Raw genomic sequence first — 23117 nt, forward strand, 5'->3', positions numbered from 1 at the left:
AATCTAAAAAGGATGGCTCCTGTGCAATACAGAAACCATCTCTTAGCTGCTTAATCTCTTTTTTTAGTTTGTCCTTGACTTGGGTACCACATTAATGGAAGCTTGCGGATTCTCTTTTTTGAAATTAAAGCTTTAAAAAATGTGTTAACTCATTAATTGAGTAGATATGCAATTCGTGCATAGCTCGTGTACAAGCTGTATAGAAATAATTACGTTCTGTTTCTCTAGAATAATTAGCTGCGGAAGCATTGTATAGCAAGACAGCGTCAAATTCAATTCCTTTTGCCATATAAGCAGGTAACAGTAAAATGCCCTTTTTAAATTGAGTTGTATGATGGGTAATGAGTTGAAGATCTACGTGGTCTTTCATTTGCTCAAAAACCATTGTACATTCTTGCTCTGTTTTACAGATGACTGCAATTGTTTCGAACTTTAGGGACAAGCTGTTAATTTTTTCGACAAGCTGTTCAATCAAATCTATTTCATTTGGAACAATCGTGATAGTCGGTTCGGAACCAGTTCGATTAAAGGCTTCTACTTTGGCACCCTCATGTAAAATCTTCGAAGTTAGGTGAATAATTTGTTTTGTTGAGCGATAACTTTTCGTTAATATCATTTTTTCTGCTTGTTCACCATATAATTGTGGCGTTAGCAGGGAAGGGTTTTTAAAAGTATGAGGATGGATGGTTTGATGTCCATCGCCCAATATAGTCATACGTGCACGTGGGAATAATTGTTGTAATACAAATAGCTGAAATGGAGAATAGTCTTGTGCTTCATCAACTAAAACATGGCGAATCATCGTATTAGTTCGTTGACCTTCTATTTTGTCCTGCAAATATAAAAATGGAGCGGCATCTTCATATGAAATAATACGCTTTGCTAAATTAGGGAGTGTATGTTGACAGATTTCTTCCCAATGGTCGGGCAAAAAGTTCTGTAAGTGCTGATGTATAGTATTGTTTATATCAAATAATTGACGATAAATGCCTAACATGTGAACAAACTTTAATTGTTTCACAGATTGACGAAGTGGCTTGAACTGTTTTTTAACAATTTGGATGGCTAGTTTCTTGCGCTCTTGCTCAAAATCATCAAAGGAGTTTTCTGAAAATCGACCTTCATGTAAAAGCTCGCTATAGGTTTTTGTATACTCTTCAATGTCTAAAAGCTCACTAGCTTCTTCTACCCACTCTTTCGCCCGTTCTGCCTTTTCAATTTTCGATAATTGTTGTAACAACCATTCTTTCACTAACTGCAGTCGATTTGGGATAGGCATTGTGGCATTGAACGAATAAAAGTACTCAGCAATTTCTTGAGCTGTAATAATTCTTTCTCCTCGAAAAACAATATTTTTAAACAGCAAACCTTCATGTGCAAGGAGCTCTATATATTTGTCCATCAATTCTCGATATTGGAGGCTAGCTTTAAAAGAAATAATCGTAAGCTTCGTTTGGTAAAGTGAGTCATCTTTCTCTGTTAAAAGTGACTCTAATTGCTCATAAGGATATTCCAATTGGAACTGTCGACCTAAACGTTTTGTTGCATATTCGGAGAAGGTTAATTGCTGCATATTATCTTCACCTAGATCCGGTAAAACGGTATGAACATATTGATTAAAGAGCTGATTAGGTGTAATCAATAAAATTTGATCAGCAGTAATTTGGTCTCGATAATGATACAACAAATAAGCAACACGTTGGAGAGCAACAGCTGTTTTTCCACTACCTGCGACACCCTCTACGATGAGATAAGGCGTGTTGACATGTCGAATAATTTTATTTTGCTCAGCTTGAATCGTTGCTACGATGCTACGGATATGTTCGTTTGCATTTTGAGCGAGAATATCGAGTAATAAGTCATCACCGATCGTTAAACCTGTATTAAACATCGATTGTAATTGGCCATTTTTAATGATAAATTGCCGTTTTAAAAGCATCTCACCTTGAATTTCGTCAGTCGTCGTTTCATAAGTAGCGGGGCCAGGGGTGTGATCATAATACATACTTGATATCGGGGCTCGCCAATCATAAATTAATATGTTTTCGTTCTCTTCATCCATTAAGGTTGCTACACCGATATAAATCTTTAAAGGTTCGTTATGATCATCCTGTAAAAAATCAATGCGAGCGAAATAGGGTGATTGCAGTAAACGGTCATAAATTTTTACATCCTTGATGACACGTTGCTGAGCATGCTGGGAATCAGATAAGAGCTCTGCCTGTTGTTTGATAGCATAAAAGGTTTCGTCTATATCCTCAGGCGTATCTAAATTCACTCTAACGTCGTCCCAAAAGGTTTTCTTTAACGCTAAAACATTGTCTTTAACAGCCTTTTCTTTTTGTAGTAACTCCTCTTTTTTATGATCAACTGTGTTTAAACAAAGAACAAGATACTGTTTTTCTTCTGTCCATTCATATTGCTTTTCCAATGTTACTCACATTCCTTTCAATATGGATTTAGAATCGGGAAATTTATCATACAGCTATTCCAGAAAGAAGTATAGTCTAGTAATTTTGGCAAATTTATGATATAATAAAGTTATAAGATAAAATCAATTTTTTAATAAAAAAGACTGTTCCGCAAAAGGTGGAGCAGTCTTTTTTGTAGTGAAATTTTCCCTTTTGAAGAATGTTGCTTTTTATGGATAGTCTCCGAAATTTTGGTATGACATCATGTATATAAGTTGATCTCCGTTCTGGCCGGGTGCTTTCCTTGGGTGTCCGATGAGCCGCTTGGGGCGACGAGTGTTTTCTGTGCGACAGCAACACCATGTTGGTCACGAAGGCGTTATCGCAGGTCGTGGTGTTCTTAGTCTCCGTTCTAATGCTCGCTCCGGGGCTCATCTGTGACCCGATGAGTTGTCCAGCCTCTGCTCTGGTTAACTTATATTCATGGTATACGTTTCCACAAATGTTATGTCCGACTTATATCATTTTAACCATCAAAAATTAATCCCAATACTTTAGAGTTAAATGGATGATTGATTTTTGATAAATAACAGCTCAACGAGTAAGAGGAATAGACGTTAATTGCTAACTAAAGAATATGTTTCTATAAACGATATAGACACTTGAAAGGGGGTGGGAAAATGAAGGTGATATTTACAGTTGGGTTACCTGGAAGCGGCAAGAGCACGTTTGTTAAAGGGCTAGCGAAAAGTGAAAATGCAGTTATTCTTTCGAGTGATGCCATACGTCAAGAGTTATTTGGTGACGCTTCAAGACAGAAATCGCGAATAGTATTTCGTGTTTTGTATGAGCGTTTAAACGAATTTGTGGCTAAAGGTCAATCTGTCATTGTTGATGCAACAAATATCGAACGGGAACGTAGGATATTTGCACTGGGTAAATTGTCTGGTGACGTGAAGGCGGTATGCTATTATTTTGATACACCTTATACGTTGTGTATAACAAGAAATCAACAAAGAAAGAGAAAAGTTCCGTTAGTAATAATGGATAAAATGAGGAAGAATTTAGAGTTTCCGATAGTGGGGGAAGGATTTGAAGAGGTGCATATTGTACATGAAGCGAGTCCGTATGAAATCTCAAAAGAGCAATTTCTTTCGCTAATCCGAAGCGAACCCACATATGATGAGCTTTTTCAAAAGTTGAAATCAGTCCAACCATTTAAAGAGATTTATCAATTTAATCAAGAAAATCCTTATCATCAATTTTTACTTTGCCAGCATACGTATTTTGTTTATGAATATATGAACGAATACTATATGGAGAGTGACAAGTTAGCGCTACAAATAGCTGCTTTATTCCATGATGTAGGCAAACCGTTTTGTAAAAAATATAAAGAATTCCAACAAAGATATGGATATTATGGACATGAAAATGTATCTGCTCAAATGGTATGTCATTTTTTATTAGAGCTTGGCTTTGAAGAAGACTTTGTTTTAAAGGTTGTTAATTTAGTGCAATTTCATATGTTAATTCAATATGGGGGCGATAGGGGATCAAGTAAGATTTATCATTTATTAGATGGCGATTTATTAACAAAGCTTTATTTCTTTCGAGAAGCAGATCAATTTGCGAAGTAGATGTAAACAAAGGAAGTGAGTTTATGACCAATTTGATGAAATATCCAAGAAGCTTTCATTTGCCGTGGAGTAGAGGATATACACACGATGACAAGGTTGCTAAAAATGTTGATCATTTTATTGGAAAAGAGGTTATTGTAACCGAAAAATTAGACGGGGAGGGAACAACACTTTATCAAAACTATATGCATGCTAGAAGCTTAAATTCAGGAGATCATCCGTCGAGGCATTGGGTAAAAACGTTTCATGCTACATTTGCCTTCCAGATTCCAGAAGGTTGGAGATTATGTGGTGAAAATATTTATGCCAAGCACTCCATTTACTACAAGGAGTTAACTAGTTACTTTTATTTATTTAGTATTTGGAACGAAAAAAATATTTGTTTAAGCTGGGATGAAACAGTCCGTTATGCAGCTGAATGGGGGATTGAAACGGTACCTGTATTATATCGAGGCATTTTCGATGAGGAAAAAATAAAGAAGACGTTTACAGGAAAATCACTTCTTGGGGGTGAGCAGGAAGGGTATGTTATTAGAAATGCGGCTGCCTTCCATTATGATGATTTTCGATATAACCTAGGGAAATTTGTGAGACAGAATCATGTTCGAACAAGCGAACATTGGTTAAATGAAGAAGTGATTCCTAATCAATTGAAATAAGTATGATTTGAAAAGGTAAAGTATACCTAACTATAAAACAAAAGGACTGAGAAAAATGTAATTCTTAAATATGAAACTAATAATATATAATGAATATGAGGAAGTATGCAGTGGTGCATGTCCCTTTACGGAATAGGGATTTACAGGTTCGATTCCTGTCATCCTCACTAAATGAAATGACATAATAGATAAAAATAGAGGATTTGCCTGTTTGCAATTATTATGAACATGGCGTCTATATTGAAGCATGTCCACTATTTAAAAAAGAACTCCCAAACGAAAATGGGAGTTCTTTTTTATAGCTTTTTACTTTGTATAGTTATCGAAATAACCTTGAATATAAATCATTGGTGTTCCTTTGTCACCTGAACCAGAAGTTAGGTCAGATAGTGAACCAATTAGGTCTGTTAAACGACGAGGCGTTGTACCTTGAGCGGCCATTTGCCCAGTTAAATCTTCATCTTTGTTTTGGATATACTCAGAAATTGCTGCTTTTAATTCTTCGCCGCGAAGCTCTGCAAAATCGTTATCTGCTAAGTATTTTAGTTTTACTTCGTTTGGCGTGCCATCTAATCCAGCCGTGTAAGCAGGAGAAACAACAGGGTCAGCTAACTCCCAAATTTTACCCACTGGATCTTTAAATGCACCATCACCGTAAACCATTACTTCAACTGTTTTACCAGTAGCTTCTTTGATTTTTGCTTGGATGCCATCAACGATTGGTTGGCAAGTATGTGGGAATAATTTTACGCTATCTTCAGTAGCTTTATTTGAACCAAGTAGACCATACTCTGCGTTAAAGCCAGAGTCGTTATTAGGTTCAGATAAAATATTATCAAGGCTGTATACTTTTTCAGCACCATTTGCCGTTAGAATACGTTTTGTACGTAAGCGTGTATGAATATCACAAGTTAAAACGCTCTTCGTAAAATCTAAAATTGTTTTTGGGTTATTTGAAAAGATAACTTCACAAGACGCGCCTTCAGCTTCGATTATTTCTTTATAATATTCAATATAATCTACGCCTGTAAATGTATGTTTTTTATAGCCGAAATGCTCACGGAATTCACCCTCAGTTAAAGTATCTGTCCAAGGATTAATCCCTTTTACATCTAGCTCATCGATATCAACTAGGTGATTACCAACTTCATCAGATGGATAGCTAAGCATAAGAACAACTTTTTTTACGCCTTTTGCAATACCGCGTAAGCAGTTAGCAAAACGATTACGGCTTAGGATTGGGAAAATAACACCAACAGTATCGTCACCAAATTTAGCAGCTACGTCAGCTGCGATGTCATCGATGGATGCATAGTTACCTTGTGCACGCGCTACGACAGATTCTGTTACTGTGACGATGTCACGATCTTCAATTGAATAGCCTTCAGTCTTTGCTGCGTTTAATACTGTATCCACAACGATTTGCTCAATATTATCGCCTTCGTTAATAATCGGGCCACGAAGACCTCTTACTACTGTACCAACTACACGTTCCAAAATAATCTCTCCTTATTAATAAGTAAATGTATGATTAATAGTTATGCCTCGGCATAATTGTAGCTGTCGCTTTGCTTTCGCTACAGAAAACATTTGCCGCTGTCGCTACGCTTTCGCGCAGATAAACAATGCGTCTGGAATCGGCTGTGGGCTCCATGAAGAATGCCATACCGATTCTTTTCCGCCAACTGAAAAAAGTTAAATATTTTGAAATTATACCAATATGGTTTTACTATACGCCCCTTTAGTGATATAAGTAAAATTAATAGTTCGTATAATAGCTATAAGAGGTGCTTATATGATAGGGAAATTAGATTTATATCGTGTATTTAGTATTGTTGCTAAAAATAATAGCTTTTCAAGTGCTGCTAAAGATTTATATATGACTCAACCAGCTGTTAGCCAAGCTATGATGCAATTAGAAAAGGAGCTTGGCACACGTCTTTTTAATCGCACACCTAAAGGGGTGACGTTAACAACTGAGGGTAGTCTTCTATACGAGTATACGAATTCAGCGTTAGGCCTTTTAGATGCAGGTGAGGAGAAGTTGCTAGAATTTAGAAATTTAACAACAGGTCAGTTGAAAATTGGTGTAGGGGACACTATTTCTCGTTTCTTTTTAATGCCTTATCTAGAGGCGTTTCATACAATGTATCCAAATATAAAATTACAAATGTTAAATGGAACGACTTCGGAAATTTGTAACTTTATTAAATCTGGTGAGGTTGATATAGGACTTTGTAATTTTCCGATAGAAGATCCGACATTACAATTAACCGCTTGCACGGAGGTTCAGGATATTTTTGTATGCGGTGAGAAGTATAAAACGTTGGCGTCAAAAAGTTTAAGCTTTGAGGATCTGTTAAAGTTTCCACTTGTTTTTTTAGAGAAAAAGTCTAATTCAAGAAAGTATGTAGAAGATTATTTGTTTGCAAGAGGGATCTTTATTGAACCTGAATTTGAGCTCGGTTCACATGATCTAGTGCTGGAATTTGCACGCAGTAATTTAGGGATTGCTTGTGTAACGAAAGAATTTTCTAAGGATTATTTGCAACGAGGACTTTTATATGAGCTAACATTAACAGAAAGTATTCCAACAAGAAGCATTGGCATGTGTTATTTGAAAAGTGTACCTTTATCTCGAGCGGCATTGAAATTTGTAGAAATTATTGAGCAAAAGCAGGAGCGTAAACGTCTAAATCCAAGAACTATAAAGTGAGCTTAGCGAGTGGTGTTGAAAACCAAAATGGTGAAGGGAATCTATGTCACATTAAATAAAGTATGGCTCTTCTGCAAAACGAGAGGCTGATTTCCGTTCCGACTAGGCGCTTTGTTGCTGACGCTTCGCTTTCGCACAGATAAAACATTTGTTGCTGACGCTTCGCTTTCGCACAGAAAACATTCGCTTCGCTGCAGGGTCTCGGGCCAACACGATGTTGGTCACGAAGGCATTATCACAGGACGTGATAGCTTTTAGCCTTTGTTCCTCTACCGCTGATCCCCAAGGAGTCGCCCAGTCGGAACGAAGATCAACCACTTCACATAGTATATATCTTCTGACACATAATAGCTTTTCAACAACATGAAGCTTAGCGAATTACTAGTCGCTAAGCTTTTTTTAATAGTGCCTCTAAAAGAATGTCAACATTGCGTTTATTTTTCATTGTAGGTGAGTACAAATAAGAAAATGTCCGCATAAAATGCTGTTCCTCGAGAGGTAAGATTTTTATATCGTTATTTTTTAATTCACGCTCAATGACACTAGCGGACAGTAATGAAAGTCCAAGCCCTTGAATCACGCTTTCTTTCACACCTTGATTACTACTAATAGTAAGAAGTGAACGTACTTGGAGCCCGTTTGCTCTAAATAAATGATCTAAGTAATAACGTGTACCAGAGCCTTCTTCACGTGCGACCCAATTTTGCTGCTGTAAGTCCGCAACCGTAATAGCTGATTCCTTTGCAAGAGAATGATTACTCGCACTGACAATAAATAACTCATCTTGCATAAACGGTTTAATAATAAGTTCATGGTCGTGTGCCTGCCCTTCAATAAGACCGATATCGACTTGTAACAATTTTGTATATTGAATGATTTCTTTCGTATTGCCAATAATAACTTGAAGCTCTAGCTGAGGGAACTGCTGTTGTAAACTCGCTATGATAGGAGGCAATATATATTCGCCAATTGTAAAGCTAGCGCCAATTACAAGTGTACCTTGGATTTCATGATGATAGGTTAAAATATCTTCCTTCGCCGCCTCTGCGATTGCCATCATTTGCTTAGCTCGTTTATATAAAATTTCCCCAGTTGGGGTGATTTGTACAGATTTTGGTGAACGGATAAATAAGGTCGTTTGAAATTCTTGCTCTAAGTTTTTAATGTGTAAACTGACACTTGGCTGTGAAATATGAAGTATTTCGGAGGCTTTCGTAAAATTTTTGACCTCCACCAGTATGATGAACGTTTTTAAAGCATCAAATTGCATATCACCACTCCTATTATTAGAAATATTAATAATTACGATTATATATATGTATTTTACTAATGATTAACTTTCTAATAAAGTAATAATCATCAAGGATGAAAGAAGTGAACAACATGGATAATGGCCAGCATAGGTTAAAAAGTTTCCTGACCCCAGCGTTTATGAAGGGGATCTTGTTGACACTCATTATTGCCTTAGTAGCAAAGTATATTTCGACATTTCCGTTCTTCTCAATATTAGGGCAGCTTGTTATTGCCATTATATTAGGTATGGCTTGGAGAGCTGCCTTCAAGGTACAGGATTCATGGCAAACAGGCATCACATTTTCAAGTAAAAAATTATTACGCCTCGGTATTATTTTACTAGGTATGCGGTTGAATTTAATGGATATTTACAATGCTGGAGCGAGTGTCTTCCTTATTGCGTTTATTAATTTGGTATTTGCTTTACTGGTTGTATATGGTTTAACGAAGGTATTTCATGTTGATAAGAAGCTCGGCATATTAACAGCTTGTGGCACAGCTATTTGTGGAGCTGCTGCTGTTGTCGCTATTGCCCCTCAAATTAAAGCAAATGAAAAAGAAACGGCAGTGGGCGCAGCGATAGTAGCATTACTAGGGACTGTATTCACATTAGTCTACACGGTGTTATACTCAGTATTTAACTTAACTCCTACTGAATATGGCATTTTTGCGGGAGGCACTCTACATGAAATTGCTCATGTTATTGCAGCAGCCTCAGCTGGTGGAAATGAAGCCATTGATATGGCGGTTATTGTGAAGCTAACACGTGTCGCATTGCTTGTACCCGTCGCTATTGTCATCGGTATTTTATATCGGAGAAATGAAAAGGGGCAGGAAAAAGAAGGATTTTCACTGTCGATCATTCCGTGGTTTATTCTTGGGTTTTTAGCGATGAGCGCTATTAATTCGTTAGGGATTGTACCAGCTAATGTAGCGCAAACATTTGTAAATATCGCTTATATTTTAATTGGGATGGCGATGGCTGGACTAGGTTTAAATGTAGACATAAAAACCTTTAAACAATTAGGCGTAAAAGCGTTTGTTGCAGGACTTATCGGTTCGGTTTGCTTATCAATACTAGGCTATGTTTTAGTTATTTTCATGTAATAAAAAATTGGAAAAAATCCTGCATTTTCGAAAATGCAGGATTTTTTTAGATAGAATCAGAAGATATTTTAGTTTTTATCCCACTACCTCGTAAATAGTGGAGTTATGGTATACAAATCGAAAATTAGCGTGATGCTTCAATTGAAGAAGCTAATTCAGCTATAACTATTTTGCTACCAATCATTGGGCTGTTTTCAGGTTTTCCTCCCTCAGAGCCTTGTCCAGGACGGTGATGAGCTGCAGCGAATGCATCGCTGTTACGCCAAGCTTGGAAATGTTCCTTAGACTCCCAGTACATATTGACGCTCATTTCGTCATAAGTCGGATCATCAGTTGAAACTAATACCTCCACTTTATGGAAGCCTTCAAACTGCTGTAGAGGTCCTGGCTTTGTAAAGTTCGGTGCCATTTTTGCAGCAAAGCCAGGTTTTACTTGAATACGATTTGTAACAATAATCATGCTTTTCCCCCCTAATCATTTTTTAGTTAACTATATGAATGAATTATCAATGATTATCATTCGCAATCAATGATAATTCGCCTAGGAAGACATTGTCAATAGAAGAGCAATGTAAATTGCAAATAGCTCGATATTTGATACGCCACTATAAGAATGGTCCGGACATTTAACTGACATAATCCGATGATATAATGAAAACACGAATGAGCTGGTAACGAGGTGAAAGGGCATGATAAAAATATTAGTAATAGAAGACGAATATGCAATAAGCCAAGTTTTGAAGGCATATTTGAAAAAAGTAGGCTATGATGTTATGCAATGTTTTAATGGCGGGCAAGCATTGGATATATTTCAAGAGGTTCAGCCTGATTTAGTATTACTCGATATTATGTTACCAGAAAAAAATGGTTGGTTAATTTTAAAGGAAATTAGGGAAATTAGCTCTTGTCCAGTTATCATGCTAACGGCATTAGGCGATGTAAATTATCGATTAGAGGGTTTCGATCAAGGAGCAGACGATTATATTGCAAAGCCATTTATAGCTGATGAGGTGGTGGCAAGAGTAAAGGCAGTTTTAAGGCGCGCTAAAGGAAGTCACGAAACTTCGGAAATAAAACGCTTTGGTGGGCTAGAGATTGATATGAAAGCCCATCGAGTGCTACTTAAGGGAGAAGAAATCATCTTAACGCCTAGAGATTTATCTGTACTTTTATTCTTGGCCGAGCATCCAAACCAAACATTTACACGTGACCAACTTATTGATCAAGTTTGGGGCTGGGAGTATGAAGGTAGTGATAGAGCGGTGGATTTAGCAGTGAAGCGACTGAGAAAGGTACTTAAGGAATGGGATGAGGAAGAAGGAGAAATAAAGACACTACGTGGATTGGGGTATCAGCTAAGTGTTCAAAAAAAATAAGCGAATATCTTTACGCAACTATTGGACAAGCCGCTATTTATTAACTCTCTTTGTAGGTCTAGCTATTATCTCTTTTATTTCTGCGGCATGGATTCGACATACGACGTTTCAAAATCGACTAGAGATGATGGAATTTATAGCAGATGAGACTGTATTTCGCCTAACAGATACTTCTGGCCAAAATAATGGACCTATGATTGGCATTCCAGGGTTTATTGGTAACCGTGAGCGATCTACTATGCGAGAAATTGATCCCGTTTTATATGTTGTAGATACGGCAGGTAATATAGTAAGTAGCAATCGACCGATGCCTCCAGGGAGTGAAAAAAATGTTGCCAACTTACTGGATGGTGAAGAAGGGACAAAGAAAATAACTGTAACGAGTGAGGGACAAGAGTTAGTTCAATATGTCGTAAAAAGAAAACTAGAAAGGGACAATAAGGAAGTTGGCTGGGTGCTTGTCTTAGAGAAAAAGGAGAATTTAACGAAGGTTAACCAAGCGTACGGGCTACTGGCATTACTTATTGGGGCACTTGCTATATTGGGGTGGAGTGCTATTTATTTTTTATCCAAACGTCTAGCACACCCAATAAAACAGGTTGCCGAAGCTGCAAAGCAAGTGCAAGAAGGAAACTATACATTTGATTTACCTCAAAATATAAAAGAAGAAGAAATTTATGAGCTCGTTACTTCCTTTAAGGAAATGGCGAATAAGCTAGAACAATTAGAAAAGACTCGAACAGAATTATTAGCGGGCGTCACCCACGAGCTAAAAACACCGGTTACGTCAATTAGTGGGTTATTGCAGGCGGTGAAAGATGGAGTCGTTACAGGTCAGGATGCTAGTGAATTTATTCAAATGGCATTAGTAGAAACGACGAAAATGAAAACGATGGTCGGTGATTTGCTAGCTTATAATCATTTTGCGGTAGATGCAATTCCAGTAAAGCTTGAAACAATGAATGTTAATCAGTTAGTACGGGATGCTGTAGCACAATGGGAAGTAATGCAGGATGACGAAAATGTAAAAATACAAATGGACTTCCTTGCAGACTCCGTTGATGTTCAGGCGGATGTTGTACGTATACAGCAAATAGTTACTAATTTATTGACGAATGCAAAGCAAGCAATGCAGGAAGGGATTGTCATCATTACGCTGGTGGAAAAAGAGGATGCTGTCTTCATTACTGTAAAGGACACAGGACATGGTATTCCTCAGGAAGATCAGGCATTTATCTTTGAACGTTTTTATAGAGGAGAAAATAAAAAATATGCGATCCGTGGCTTAGGATTAGGATTATCACTTAGTAAAATGATGGCGCAATCTATAGGCGGTGATTTACGACTAATTGACAGTAATTCATCAGGAACATGCTTTGAAATAACACTTAAAAAGGCTACTACGCTCTAAAGGGCGTAGTAGTTTTTTTGTAAAGATTTTTTGAAGGAAATGTAAAGCTGACATCTGACTGACACATTAGGCCTTTATAGTAAGCATTGTAAACGAGAAACCAAAAGAAAGGACGGGATCAAGGATGACCGGAAACAAAAGGTTTTTCCAAATGATGACCTTACCTGCAGCATTATTAATACTACTAGTCGGTTGTGGTGAGAGTAGCGATTATGTGGCGAAGGTTGATGGTGAAAAGATTTTACAAACAGAACTAGATGACGCATTGCGTGAACAATACGGTACAGAGGTACTAGATACACTGATTAACAATAAAATAGTTGAGCTAGAGGCGAAAAAAGAGGATGTTTCTGTATCCGAGGACTCTATTCAGGAAGAGTATGAGGAGTTAGCGGAGTCGTATGGTGGGGAGGAATCGTTACAAAATGCACTAGAGGCGAATGGACTAACTGAGCAGAGTGTGAAGGATAATATTCGGATGTATCAGCTTACCAAAAATGTCATTGCTGCAAGCATTGACATATCAGATGAGGAAGTAGCTCAATATTTTGAAGACAATAAAGATAACTATGGACAAAAGGAACAGATTGTAGCTAGTCATATTTTATTGGAGGATGAGGCAACAGCAAAGGATGTGCTAGCAAAAGTAAAAGCTGGTGAGGACTTTTCGGAGCTAGCAAAAACATATTCAATTGATTCATCAACGAATGAGGCTGGTGGGGAAATAGGTTATATTAGTCGAGGACAAATGGATGAGAAATTTGAAGAAGCCGCATTTGGCCTTGAAAAAGGTAGCGTCAGTGACATTGTTCAAACGTCAGATGGTTATCACATCATTAAAGTAACTGAAAAAGTACCTGCAGAAGAGGCCGTATTCGAGGATATAAAAGATGAAGTTTATGCGACTGTGCTTGAAGAACGCATAAATGACGAATACACGTCTTGGTTAGCTGAAAAACAAGAGCAATACAAAATTGAAAAAATGTAGGGAGTGAACTATATGCCTAATATTACTTCGTTTAATCCTAACGGTCGAAAGGAGATTAAACAGGCTATCTCCTATCCGGACTATGCATTATTAAAAACTAAGCTACGGCATGTAATGCAGTTAGACAAGAATGCTGGGACGAATGGTAAGTATTTAATTCGCAGCACATATTTCGATAATTTTGAAAACAAAGTTCTAAATGAAAAAAAAGAGGGTTATATCAATCGAGATAAATATCGAGTACGAATTTACGGTAAATCCACTACGACTATAAATTTGGAGCGAAAAAGCAAACGAAATAATTTAACCTTTAAAACGAAGTGTGCCATATCCCAAAAGGAATATGAAAAAATGCGTGGTGGGGATATCGCTTGGATGGAGGAAGACGAACGAGCGTTAATTCAAGATTTATATAAGGACATGAAGTATAACCAATTCAAACCAATGACAGTTGTCGATTATGAGCGTGAGGCTTACATCTATCCCTTTGGAAATGTGCGTGTCACATTTGATAGTAAAGTACAGTCGAGCCTACGTAATACAGATATGTTTAATCCGAAACTGCCGATGGTTGATGTACTTGAGCCAAACTTAGTTATTTTAGAAGTGAAGTACGATGAGTACTTGCCGGATATTATTAAGTACTTATTACAATCAGTAGATACACGTGCTGAGGCATATTCGAAATATCAGCTTAGTCGTATGTACGGCTAATTGGCTATTTATAAAGGAGAGTTGAACAATGGATACTATAAAATATAGCGATATTTTTAAATCCAGCTTTTTAGAGAAAACAACATCATTTTCATTAATAGATTCACTGATAGGGTTAGTTGTAGCGTTCTTTGTAGGGCTGTTTATTTACGCTGTTTACAAGAAAACCTTTAACGGAGTGATTTACTCTCATTCCTTCAATATTTCACTGCTCATTATGACGATGGCAACAGCACTAGTGATTATGGGAATAAGTTCAAATGTGCTGTTATCGTTAGGTATGGTTGGTGCGCTATCAATTGTGCGTTTCCGTACACCTATTAAAGATCCTATGGATTTAGTATATATTTTCTGGGCAATAGTTTCTGGAATTCTTTGTGGTGCAGGATTTATTCCACTTGTTATAATCGGTGCCGTTCTAATTGGTCTTGTACTACTCGTGCTAGTGAACAAAATTACTGTGGAAAATCCATATTTATTAATTGTTAAATTTGAAGAAGATTTTGCTTGTGAGGAAGTGGAGCGTATTATTGCGGCACAGTCTAAAAAATTCGCTTTAAAATCAAAATCTATTATGTCGAATGTTGAAATCGAAACAACCTATGAAATTCGTGTTAAACAAAATGATACAAAACTGATGGACAATCTTACAAAAGTACCTGGAGTAAAATCAGCAGTAATGCTTAGTTATGATGGTAATTTCACTGCTTAGTAACCACTCTAGATGAGTTTTCTTACTATAAAGAGAGGTGCAGATAATGATTAAAACACGGGTTGTCTATATTTGTATGGCAATTCTGCTACTCCTCTTTGTTGTTGTATTTGCTGTGCTTCCAAACGCAGGCATTGAAACAAAAAATACCGAGTTTTCCTATGAGTCTATTGTGTTTAATGAAAATAAAGTAACAACGGTAGATATTGAAATAGCCGAGGAAGATTGGACAGACATGCTAGAAAGTGCAGCAGATAAGGAGTTGAAGCAAGCTAATATCACGGTAAATGGCAAGAAAATAGAGAATGTAGCTATTCGTACAAAAGGAAGTTCATCACTGAACTCGGTTGTAAATAGCGACTCGGATCGATATAGCTTAAAAATAGATTTCGATTATTACGATGATACACAAAGCTTATATGGCTTGAAAAAATTAAATTTAAACAATAATTTCAGTGATACAACATTAATGCGAGAATATATTTCTTATGAGCTCATGGAACAAATGGGATTACCTACACCCGCTCATTCATATATGTATGTCACAGTGAATGGTGAGGATCGAGGTTTATTTTTAGGGGTAGAAGCAGTGGATGAAACATTCCTGGCAAATAACTACGGCTCTAATGATGGATTTTTGTTTAAACCAGATGGGACAGGCAGTGATTTAAAATATATTAGTGATGATATTGCTGATTATACGGGAATTGGCTTAAAAACGAACGAAGGCAATGTCGATCAATCAAAATTTATTGAAATGATTGAAGCCATCAATAATGGCGGCAATATCGAAAAATATATTGATGTCGATGAAATGCTGCGTTATTTTGCTGTGAACACGGCACTCGTAAATCTTGATAGTTATCAGGGAACTATGAAACACAATTACTATTTGTATGAGGAAAATGGTGTGTTTTCGATTATACCATGGGATTTTAATATGTCGTTTGGCGGCTTTGGCGTTGGTGGTAGAATGGGTGGCAACAATAAAATCCAAGACAATGCCGATATGAAAGCACCTAATGATGCACAGATCAATGATAAATCCGAAATGAAGCCTCCGAATAATGGTCAACAGCAACGGCCAAATGCTGACCGGAATCAGGGTGGACTCAATATGGGATTTGGATTATCTGGGGATCTGATGGAAGATAGTGCTATTAACTTTAGTGTGACTACACCTGTATCTGGCACAACTTTAGAGGAGCGGCCGCTATTAAACGCCTTACTTTCCAATGAAGAGTATCGTGCTAAATATGAAGGCTATTTAGAAGAGATAGCGACTAATTACTTAACAGAAGATAACATACAAAATATTACCACAAAATTAGCATCGCTCTTAACAACGTATGTGGAAGCAGATCCTACGAAATTCTCTACAACAGAACAGTTTATAGAAGCGGTAGAAGGGGAAAAAAGTCTCCCTGAATTTGCAAAGCAGCGCTCCGAATCTATTTTAAAGCAGCTGTCAGGGGAACTTGTTGTGGAAGCAACAACACAAGGGAATATGGCAATGCCAAATCCAGGCGAAATGGGAGACATGAACATTCCGATGCAAAGACCAGATGACTTTGATCCGAATCAAATGCCAGAGGATTTTGATCCTTCACAAGCCCCTTCATTTAATCAAAATGGCGATAATCAGGGAGAAAGACCAAATGGTGATGGCCAAATGCAACGACCTGACCAAAATGGAGGACCTATGTGGCCTAACCAAGGCGACGAACTAAAGCAAGAAACCGTTATCGATAAAAATACAGTTCTTACAGCGATTGTTTGTTTTGCCTTGTTAATAGTGGCACTGCTGTTTGTTTTCAAATTTAAACGAAGAGGTCGTTAAAAAAATAACCATATCCAAAACTTTTGGGTATGGTTTTTGCTTTTTGTCGTGCTAAAATAAAGCATTCTTTTTTTAGGAGTAATAGTATGAATGAACATCAATTTGATAAACAATTGCATATTAACACAGTAGGTGAACAATACGGCTTCCCTAAACTAGCTCATTACCATCGCTATGAGCCAACTCCGTATGTTGGCTTAGAACAATTATTTTCGGAGTATGAAATGCCTGATAATCCAGTGTTTATCGATATGGGATGTGGAAAAGGGAGAGTCCCTATTTATGTACATGATAAATTTCATATTCCGACAATTGGGGTAGAAATGGATGCAGGTTTTTATGCAGAGGCTGAGAATAATAAAAGGAGCTATCTTCAAAAAAAGAGTGCTCAAGCTCCGGTTTCCTTTATGCATTCAATAGCGGAGGACTATGCTATTCAGCCAAGCGACACGGTTTTCTTTTTTTTCAATCCGTTTTCAGTCCATATTTTCCGTACAGTTATTCATAATATTTGGAAGTCTTATGAACTACATATGCGTGAGATTCATATTATTTTATACTACCCACCATATGATTATTTGCAGTTTTTACATCATGGGACGCCTTTTGAATTAATCCATGAGGTTCATCTTGAAAATGAAACAAATATTAACGAACGCCTCTGTGTGTTTGCGTTGAAAAAAGCTTAGAGCTGTAGAAATAACCCAGCTCTAAGCTTTTTTAATAAAATGTAGCAACTAAGACGAATTAGAAAAAATCTTACTATAGATTATTCCTTTTAGGATGTTATTTTATTTTCTAGGAAATAAATAGTTATTAGCAATTACAAATTAATACCTCCTGAGAACGAGATAGCGCCTTACATCCTAAATTTTGCAATTTTCGAGAAAAATAATAGTTTTATATTAATGTTCATTGACAATTAATAGAAAATTCATAAATTATTAATTATACTGAAAAATCACTCTAGACTAAATATAAAGAATGTTTTACAATGTAAAAGGCTTAAATGAATAATAGTTTGATTCACTGTTAAATAGTTATAAATTATAACTTTGGTTATTTTTGTTATTGAGGAAATGCCGTGGATTGTTTATAATTATCAGAAATATCTAATATTTGAAAAAACTCTAGGGGGAATAAAATTATGAGAGAGAACAAAAAGCTTAAAAAGTTTGGCTCACTTCTAGTTGCATCTTCACTACTTGCAGGCGTTCTTGCAGGCTGTGGTAACGGAGATAGTTCAAGTTCAGGAGGATCATCATCAGGCGGTGGCGGTTCTTCTGACGGTGATACTATTAAAATCGGTGCAAACTTAGAGCTTTCAGGTAACGTAGCTTCCTATGGCTCTTCGATTGGTCTAGGTGCAGACCTTGCAGTGAAAGAAATTAATGATAATGGCGGAATCGACGGTAAAAAAATTGATCTTATTAAAGTAGATAACAAGTCTGAAAACTCAGAGGCTACTGCAGCAGCTCTTAAACTAGCAACACAAGATAAAGTAGTAGCAATGCTAGCCCCAGCAACTTCTGGTAATACAGTTGCTACTGTTCAAATTGCAAACAGTAATAAAATTCCAATTGTTACGGGTTCTGGTACTGCTCCTAACATTACAGTAAATGCTGATGATAGCGTTAACGAGTACGCATTCCGTACTTGTTTCATTGACCCATTCCAAGGGATTGTGGCTGCAAACTTCGCTTCAAGTGAATTGGAAGCTAAAAATGTCGCTATTTTTGCGGACAACGCATCTGACTATGCAAAAGGTTTAGCGAAATCATTTAAAGAAACAATCACTAAAAATGGTGGGAAAGTTGTAAAAGAAGAGGCGTATGTGGCTAAGGATACTGATTTCCGTACACAATTAACAAATATTAAAGCATCTAAACCAGACTTTATTTTTATCCCAGGATACTATGAAGAGGTTGGTTTAATTGTTAAACAAGCACGTGAAATGGGTATCGATGTTCCATTGATGGGAGCTGACGGTTGGGATTCACCAACTTTAGTAGAACTAGCTGGTGCGAAAGCATTGAATAACACGTACATCACAAACCACTACTCTGCAGAAGACCCAGATCAAAAAATTCAAGATTTCGTAAAAGCGTTTAAAGCAGCGAACGGTGATAAAGCACCAGATGCATTCAATGCACTTGGCTATGACACAGTTTATTACATTGCTGATGCTATTAAGCGAGCGGGCTCTACAGATGGAGAAGCTATTAAAAATGCTTTAGCTGGCACAAAAGATCTTTCTTTAGTAACAGGTACTTTCTCAGTTGACAAACAACATAATCCAATTAAAACAGCAACAGTTCTTGAATTTAAAGACGGTAAACAAGTGTTCAACTCTAAAGTTAATCCTTAATGTTTTCTAAGCAAGGGGAGGCGGGTAAACACGCCTTCCTTTTTATATTTTAACTTCATTCAGTGAAGACTCCCGCTATTGAAGGTGGTGAGATGAATGCGGATCTGGTTTCTTTATAGTGTCCAAACATCTACTGAATGGAAATATAGTCTCCGTACACAATTACGCCAGCGTGAAATTGATAGACCATGCAAAAAAATTTTTTAAGAGGACACAATTTACTCTATTTTCAGTAATAACATGTAGTAGGAAGTTCTATTTTTGTAATTTTCGAAAAATAAAAAGGGGTGAACGCTCATGGAATGGATACAGCAGCTTGTGAATGGTATTTCACTAGGTAGTATCTACGCATTAATAGCGCTAGGATATACGATGGTATACGGGATTATTAAGCTAATCAACTTTGCCCACGGCGATGTCTTCATGATTGGGTCATTTATTGGCTTTTACGCAATTGCTAAATGGGAGCTTGGCTTCTTCCCAGCACTATTATTGGCGATGGCGGTCTGTGCAATTTTTGGTGTTTTAATTGAACGTATTGCTTATAAGCGTTTGCGAAATGCCACACGTATTGCAGCTTTAATTACGGCAATAGGTGTATCGCTATTAATTGAATATACAACGATCTACTTCAGAGGTGCGCAACCGGCGGCATATCCTGAAGTCATTACTAATAAATCATTTGATGTTTTCGGTGTTCAAATCAGTAGTACATCAATATTAATTTTATCTGTCGCAATTGTACTGATGATTCTTTTACAATTCATCGTACATAAAACAAAAATCGGGAAAGCGATGCGTGCGGTTTCTCATGACGCAGATGCAGCACGTTTAATGGGCATTAATGTAGATAATACAATTTCAGCAACATTCGCAATTGGTTCAGCTCTAGCTGGTGCAGCAGGTGTTATCTTTGGTGTTTACTATACGAAAATAGATCCATTAATGGGTGTTATTCCAGGGGTTAAAGCGTTTATCGCTGCAGTACTTGGTGGTATTGGTATTATTCCTGGTGCCATGGTTGGCGGTATGTTACTAGGTGTAGTGGAATCATTAGTAAGTGCACTTGGTTTCTCTTTATGGCGCGATGCAGCGGCATTCGTTATTTTAATTTTAATTTTAATCTTCAGACCATCGGGTATCTTTGGTAAAAATGCCCGTGAGAAAGTGTAGGTGAGCGGTGATTATGAAAAAGTCTAAAGTTTTCTGGGGCTATGGCGTATTAGCGCTAGTCATCTATGCAGTTATTCAGGTGCTTATTTCAACGAACATTCTCGATATTTACTATCAAAATATGTTGATCACAATGTGTATTAACATCATGCTTGCGGTCAGCTTGCACATCGTCATTGGGATTACTGGTCAGTTCTCGATTGGGCATGCCGGCTTCTTAGCAGTTGGAGCATATGTTTCTGCAATTATTACAACTAAGCTATTGCTTCCGTTCCCATTAGCTATTTTCTTAGGAGCACTGGCAGCAGCAGTAGCCGGTTTAATTGTAGGTATCCCGACGTTACGATTAAAGGGTGACTATTTAGCAATTGCAACCCTTGGTTTTGCGGAAATTATACGTATTATCTTTTTAAATACGGACTATGTTGGTGGCGCGGCAGGGATGCAGGTTCTATATTTATCAAACTGGACTTATGCATTCATAGGTGTTGTTCTAACAATTCTAGTCATCTCAAACTTTACGAATTCTCGTCATGGACGCGCATGTATATCGATTCGTGAGGACGAAATTGCGGCAGACGCAATGGGGATTAATACAACCTACTATAAAGTTGTAGCTTTCGCAATTGGTTCCTTTTTTGCCGGTCTTGCAGGGGCCATCTTTGCACATAACTTTTACATTATTCAACCGACAACTTTCGGTTTCTTAAAATCATTTGATATTTTAATCTATGTAGTTCTTGGTGGCTTAGGAAGTCTTTCAGGGTCTGTCATAGCTGCGGTTTTCTTAACAGTAGTCTCAGCGTATCTAGCAAACTTCCCAGAAACACGTATGATTATTTACAGTTTAGTATTAATAGTCGTCATGCTGTACCGTCCAACCGGCTTGATGGGAACAAAAGAAGTTACGGATTTATTTAAGTTTGGTAAAAAAGGAGGTACAAAATAATGACTGGAAACCTTCTTATCCATGTGGAAAACATGGGCATTCAATTCGGTGGTTTAAAGGCGGTACAGGGCGTTAACATGTACCTAAATCAAGGTGAGCTAGTAGGTCTTATAGGGCCTAATGGTGCTGGTAAAACAACAAGTTTTAACATGCTTACCGGAGTGTATAAGCCAACTGAGGGCACGATTACATTTGACGATATAAAATTGAACGGGCTTGCACCCTATCAAGTAACACAAAAAGGTATTAGTCGTACATTCCAAAATATTCGTTTATTTAAAGAGCTATCTGTTTTAGATAATGTTAAGGTAGCGAACCATTCACTTGCAAAGCATTCCATGTGGTCTTCTATTTTCCGCTTGCCGAACCATTTTAAAGGTGAGGCAGAAATGGAGCTTCAATCTATAGAGTTCCTAAAAATCTTTGGCTTAGATGTTTATAAGGATGAGCTTGCGAAAAATTTACCTTATGGAATGCAGCGCCGATTAGAAATTGCGCGTGCCCTAGCTGCGAATCCTAAGCTGCTTTTATTAGATGAGCCAGCAGCAGGGATGAACCCGCAGGAGACACATGATTTAATGGAATTAATAGCGTTTATTCGTAAAGAATTTGGCTTAACCATTCTTCTAATTGAGCATGATATGAGCTTAGTTATGGGGATATGTGAACGTATATATGTGCTCGATCACGGTCAATTAATCGCTGATGGGACACCAGAAGAAATTCGCAACAATCCAAAGGTAATTGAAGCGTACCTTGGTGAGGAGGTTATCAGCTAATGCTAAAAGTACAAAATATAGATGTATTTTACGGTAACATTCAAGCATTGAAGGGCCTCTCTTTAGAAGTAAATGAGGGTGAAATCGTAACGTTAATCGGTGCAAACGGTGCTGGTAAAAGTACATTATTAAAAACATTGTCAGGTTTAATAAAACCAAAGGGTGGCATCATTGAATATGAAGGCTTTTCTATCGCAGGGAAGGCTGCACAGACAATTGTAAAATCAGGCATTTCACATGTTCCAGAGGGACGTCGTGTTTTTGCCAATATGTCTGTTGAAGAAAACTTAGAGCTTGGAGCATATCTCCGTAACGATAAAGCTGGTATCAAAAAAGATCTGGATCATGTGTATGAATTATTCCCACGTCTTTTGGAGCGTCGTAAACAGCAATCAGGTACATTATCTGGTGGTGAGCAACAGATGCTAGCGATGGGGCGAGCATTAATGGCAAAACCGAAATTGTTATTAATGGATGAACCTTCAATGGGACTTGCGCCACTCATGGTAAAAAATATTTTTAATATTATTGAGCAAGTCAATAAAGAGGGTACAACCGTATTGCTTGTTGAGCAAAATGCGAATATGGCCTTATCAGTAGCAAATCGTGCGTACGTACTTGAAACGGGACGTATAGTATTATCGGGCACAGCAAAAGAGCTTCAAGAGAGTGAACAAGTAAAGGCAGCTTATTTAGGTGGTTTATAGAAGGAGAAGGCGTCTCAATTTTCGAGGCGTCTTTTTTTGTATGAGCGCAGAGAGTGAACAGACGTATAGATCTGTCAAAGCGACGGAAAGAAAGGCTAGAGCGACGGAAAGAACAGTCAAGGTGACGGAAAGAAGGGGCAAAACGACGGAAGGAATGATCAAAGTGACGGAAAGAAGTCAAAGCGACGGAAAGAAAGGCTAGAGCGACGGATAGAACAGTCACTGTCACTTAAACACATCTCCAATCCCACGAGACCCATATCGATCTCGCGGTCAG

The 23117-nt window shown here is 37.5% G+C and carries 20 protein-coding genes and 1 tRNA gene; 17 read left to right on the forward strand and 4 right to left on the reverse strand.

Features of this window, described 5'->3' with window-relative positions:
• Nucleotides 1-124 precede the first annotated feature (124 nt).
• A complete protein-coding gene (helD, locus tag ACFXN8_RS23495; protein WP_386847903.1) occupies nucleotides 125-2431 on the reverse strand; it encodes an RNA polymerase recycling motor HelD in 2307 nt (768 codons plus the stop codon).
• 660 nt (nucleotides 2432-3091) lie between these two features.
• Here helD and ACFXN8_RS23500 point away from each other — a divergent pair.
• The 3 genes from ACFXN8_RS23500 (at nucleotide 3092) to ACFXN8_RS23510 (ending at nucleotide 4874) form a co-directional block, all read left to right on the forward strand.
• Nucleotides 3092-4048: an AAA family ATPase gene (locus tag ACFXN8_RS23500; protein ID WP_386847905.1), complete on the forward strand. Its 957-nt coding sequence runs from the start codon at nucleotides 3092-3094 to the stop codon at nucleotides 4046-4048.
• A 23-nt stretch (nucleotides 4049-4071) separates the two neighbouring features.
• A complete protein-coding gene (locus tag ACFXN8_RS23505; RefSeq protein WP_386847906.1) occupies nucleotides 4072-4707 on the forward strand; it encodes an RNA ligase family protein in 636 nt (211 codons plus the stop codon).
• Nucleotides 4708-4804: 97 nt separating this feature from the next.
• Nucleotides 4805-4874: transfer RNA gene (locus tag ACFXN8_RS23510), tRNA-OTHER, on the forward strand.
• A 139-nt stretch (nucleotides 4875-5013) separates the two neighbouring features.
• Here ACFXN8_RS23510 and ACFXN8_RS23515 read toward each other — a convergent pair.
• Entirely contained in the window at nucleotides 5014-6204 is a 1191-nt protein-coding gene (locus ACFXN8_RS23515; protein WP_376074198.1) for a coenzyme F420-0:L-glutamate ligase, read from the reverse strand.
• A gap of 298 nt (nucleotides 6205-6502) precedes the next feature.
• Between ACFXN8_RS23515 and ACFXN8_RS23520 the strand changes: the two genes are divergently transcribed.
• Nucleotides 6503-7423: a LysR family transcriptional regulator gene (locus ACFXN8_RS23520; protein WP_376074197.1), complete on the forward strand. Its 921-nt coding sequence runs from the start codon at nucleotides 6503-6505 to the stop codon at nucleotides 7421-7423.
• Nucleotides 7424-7811: 388 nt separating this feature from the next.
• On the opposite strand, the gene ACFXN8_RS23525 is transcribed toward ACFXN8_RS23520, so the two are convergent.
• The gene (locus tag ACFXN8_RS23525; protein WP_386847908.1) at nucleotides 7812-8693 is read right to left on the reverse strand and encodes a LysR family transcriptional regulator; all 882 of its coding nucleotides are present in this window, start codon (nucleotides 8691-8693) and stop codon (nucleotides 7812-7814) included.
• A gap of 113 nt (nucleotides 8694-8806) precedes the next feature.
• On the opposite strand from ACFXN8_RS23525, the gene ACFXN8_RS23530 reads away from it, so the two are divergent.
• Nucleotides 8807-9823 (forward strand): YeiH family protein, encoded by a 1017-nt coding sequence (locus ACFXN8_RS23530; RefSeq protein ID WP_376074221.1) that lies wholly within the window; start codon nucleotides 8807-8809, stop codon nucleotides 9821-9823.
• Between the two features lie 124 nt (nucleotides 9824-9947).
• On the opposite strand, the gene ACFXN8_RS23535 is transcribed toward ACFXN8_RS23530, so the two are convergent.
• A complete protein-coding gene (locus tag ACFXN8_RS23535; protein WP_053482858.1) occupies nucleotides 9948-10283 on the reverse strand; it encodes a heme oxygenase in 336 nt (111 codons plus the stop codon).
• Nucleotides 10284-10512: 229 nt separating this feature from the next.
• On the opposite strand from ACFXN8_RS23535, the gene ACFXN8_RS23540 reads away from it, so the two are divergent.
• From ACFXN8_RS23540 to ACFXN8_RS23595, 12 genes are all read left to right on the forward strand, one after another.
• Nucleotides 10513-11199 (forward strand): response regulator, encoded by a 687-nt coding sequence (locus ACFXN8_RS23540; protein WP_386847910.1) that lies wholly within the window; start codon nucleotides 10513-10515, stop codon nucleotides 11197-11199.
• Nucleotides 11183-12610: a HAMP domain-containing sensor histidine kinase gene (locus tag ACFXN8_RS23545; protein ID WP_376074194.1), complete on the forward strand. Its 1428-nt coding sequence runs from the start codon at nucleotides 11183-11185 to the stop codon at nucleotides 12608-12610. The genes ACFXN8_RS23540 and ACFXN8_RS23545 overlap by 17 nt, the downstream gene beginning before the upstream one ends.
• A gap of 124 nt (nucleotides 12611-12734) precedes the next feature.
• Nucleotides 12735-13598 carry a peptidylprolyl isomerase gene (locus ACFXN8_RS23550; RefSeq protein ID WP_386847913.1) on the forward strand — a complete coding sequence of 288 codons (864 nt, stop codon included), beginning with the start codon at nucleotides 12735-12737 and terminating at the stop codon, nucleotides 13596-13598.
• 12 nt (nucleotides 13599-13610) lie between these two features.
• Complete coding sequence (locus ACFXN8_RS23555; protein WP_376074192.1) at nucleotides 13611-14312, forward strand: polyphosphate polymerase domain-containing protein; 702 nt, start codon at nucleotides 13611-13613, stop codon at nucleotides 14310-14312.
• A gap of 28 nt (nucleotides 14313-14340) precedes the next feature.
• A complete protein-coding gene (locus ACFXN8_RS23560; protein WP_370043922.1) occupies nucleotides 14341-15024 on the forward strand; it encodes a DUF4956 domain-containing protein in 684 nt (227 codons plus the stop codon).
• Nucleotides 15025-15070: 46 nt separating this feature from the next.
• The gene (locus ACFXN8_RS23565) at nucleotides 15071-16864 is read left to right on the forward strand and encodes a CotH kinase family protein (protein ID WP_386847916.1); all 1794 of its coding nucleotides are present in this window, start codon (nucleotides 15071-15073) and stop codon (nucleotides 16862-16864) included.
• An 86-nt stretch (nucleotides 16865-16950) separates the two neighbouring features.
• Nucleotides 16951-17553, forward strand: coding sequence for a class I SAM-dependent methyltransferase (locus ACFXN8_RS23570; protein ID WP_386847917.1), 603 nt, complete (start codon nucleotides 16951-16953; stop codon nucleotides 17551-17553).
• A 458-nt stretch (nucleotides 17554-18011) separates the two neighbouring features.
• Nucleotides 18012-19232: an ABC transporter substrate-binding protein gene (locus ACFXN8_RS23575; RefSeq protein WP_386847918.1), complete on the forward strand. Its 1221-nt coding sequence runs from the start codon at nucleotides 18012-18014 to the stop codon at nucleotides 19230-19232.
• 297 nt (nucleotides 19233-19529) lie between these two features.
• Nucleotides 19530-20405: a branched-chain amino acid ABC transporter permease gene (locus ACFXN8_RS23580; RefSeq protein WP_376074187.1), complete on the forward strand. Its 876-nt coding sequence runs from the start codon at nucleotides 19530-19532 to the stop codon at nucleotides 20403-20405.
• Between the two features lie 13 nt (nucleotides 20406-20418).
• Nucleotides 20419-21354 carry a branched-chain amino acid ABC transporter permease gene (locus ACFXN8_RS23585; RefSeq protein WP_386847921.1) on the forward strand — a complete coding sequence of 312 codons (936 nt, stop codon included), beginning with the start codon at nucleotides 20419-20421 and terminating at the stop codon, nucleotides 21352-21354.
• Complete coding sequence (locus ACFXN8_RS23590; protein WP_376074185.1) at nucleotides 21354-22133, forward strand: ABC transporter ATP-binding protein; 780 nt, start codon at nucleotides 21354-21356, stop codon at nucleotides 22131-22133. Before ACFXN8_RS23585 ends, ACFXN8_RS23590 begins: the two co-directional genes overlap by 1 nt.
• Nucleotides 22133-22840, forward strand: coding sequence for an ABC transporter ATP-binding protein (locus tag ACFXN8_RS23595; protein ID WP_376074184.1), 708 nt, complete (start codon nucleotides 22133-22135; stop codon nucleotides 22838-22840). Before ACFXN8_RS23590 ends, ACFXN8_RS23595 begins: the two co-directional genes overlap by 1 nt.
• The last annotated feature ends 277 nt before the right edge of the window (nucleotides 22841-23117 follow it).

This window comes from Lysinibacillus sp. NPDC059133, assembly GCF_042755925.1.
Classification (GTDB): Bacteria; Bacillota; Bacilli; order Bacillales_A; family Planococcaceae; genus Lysinibacillus.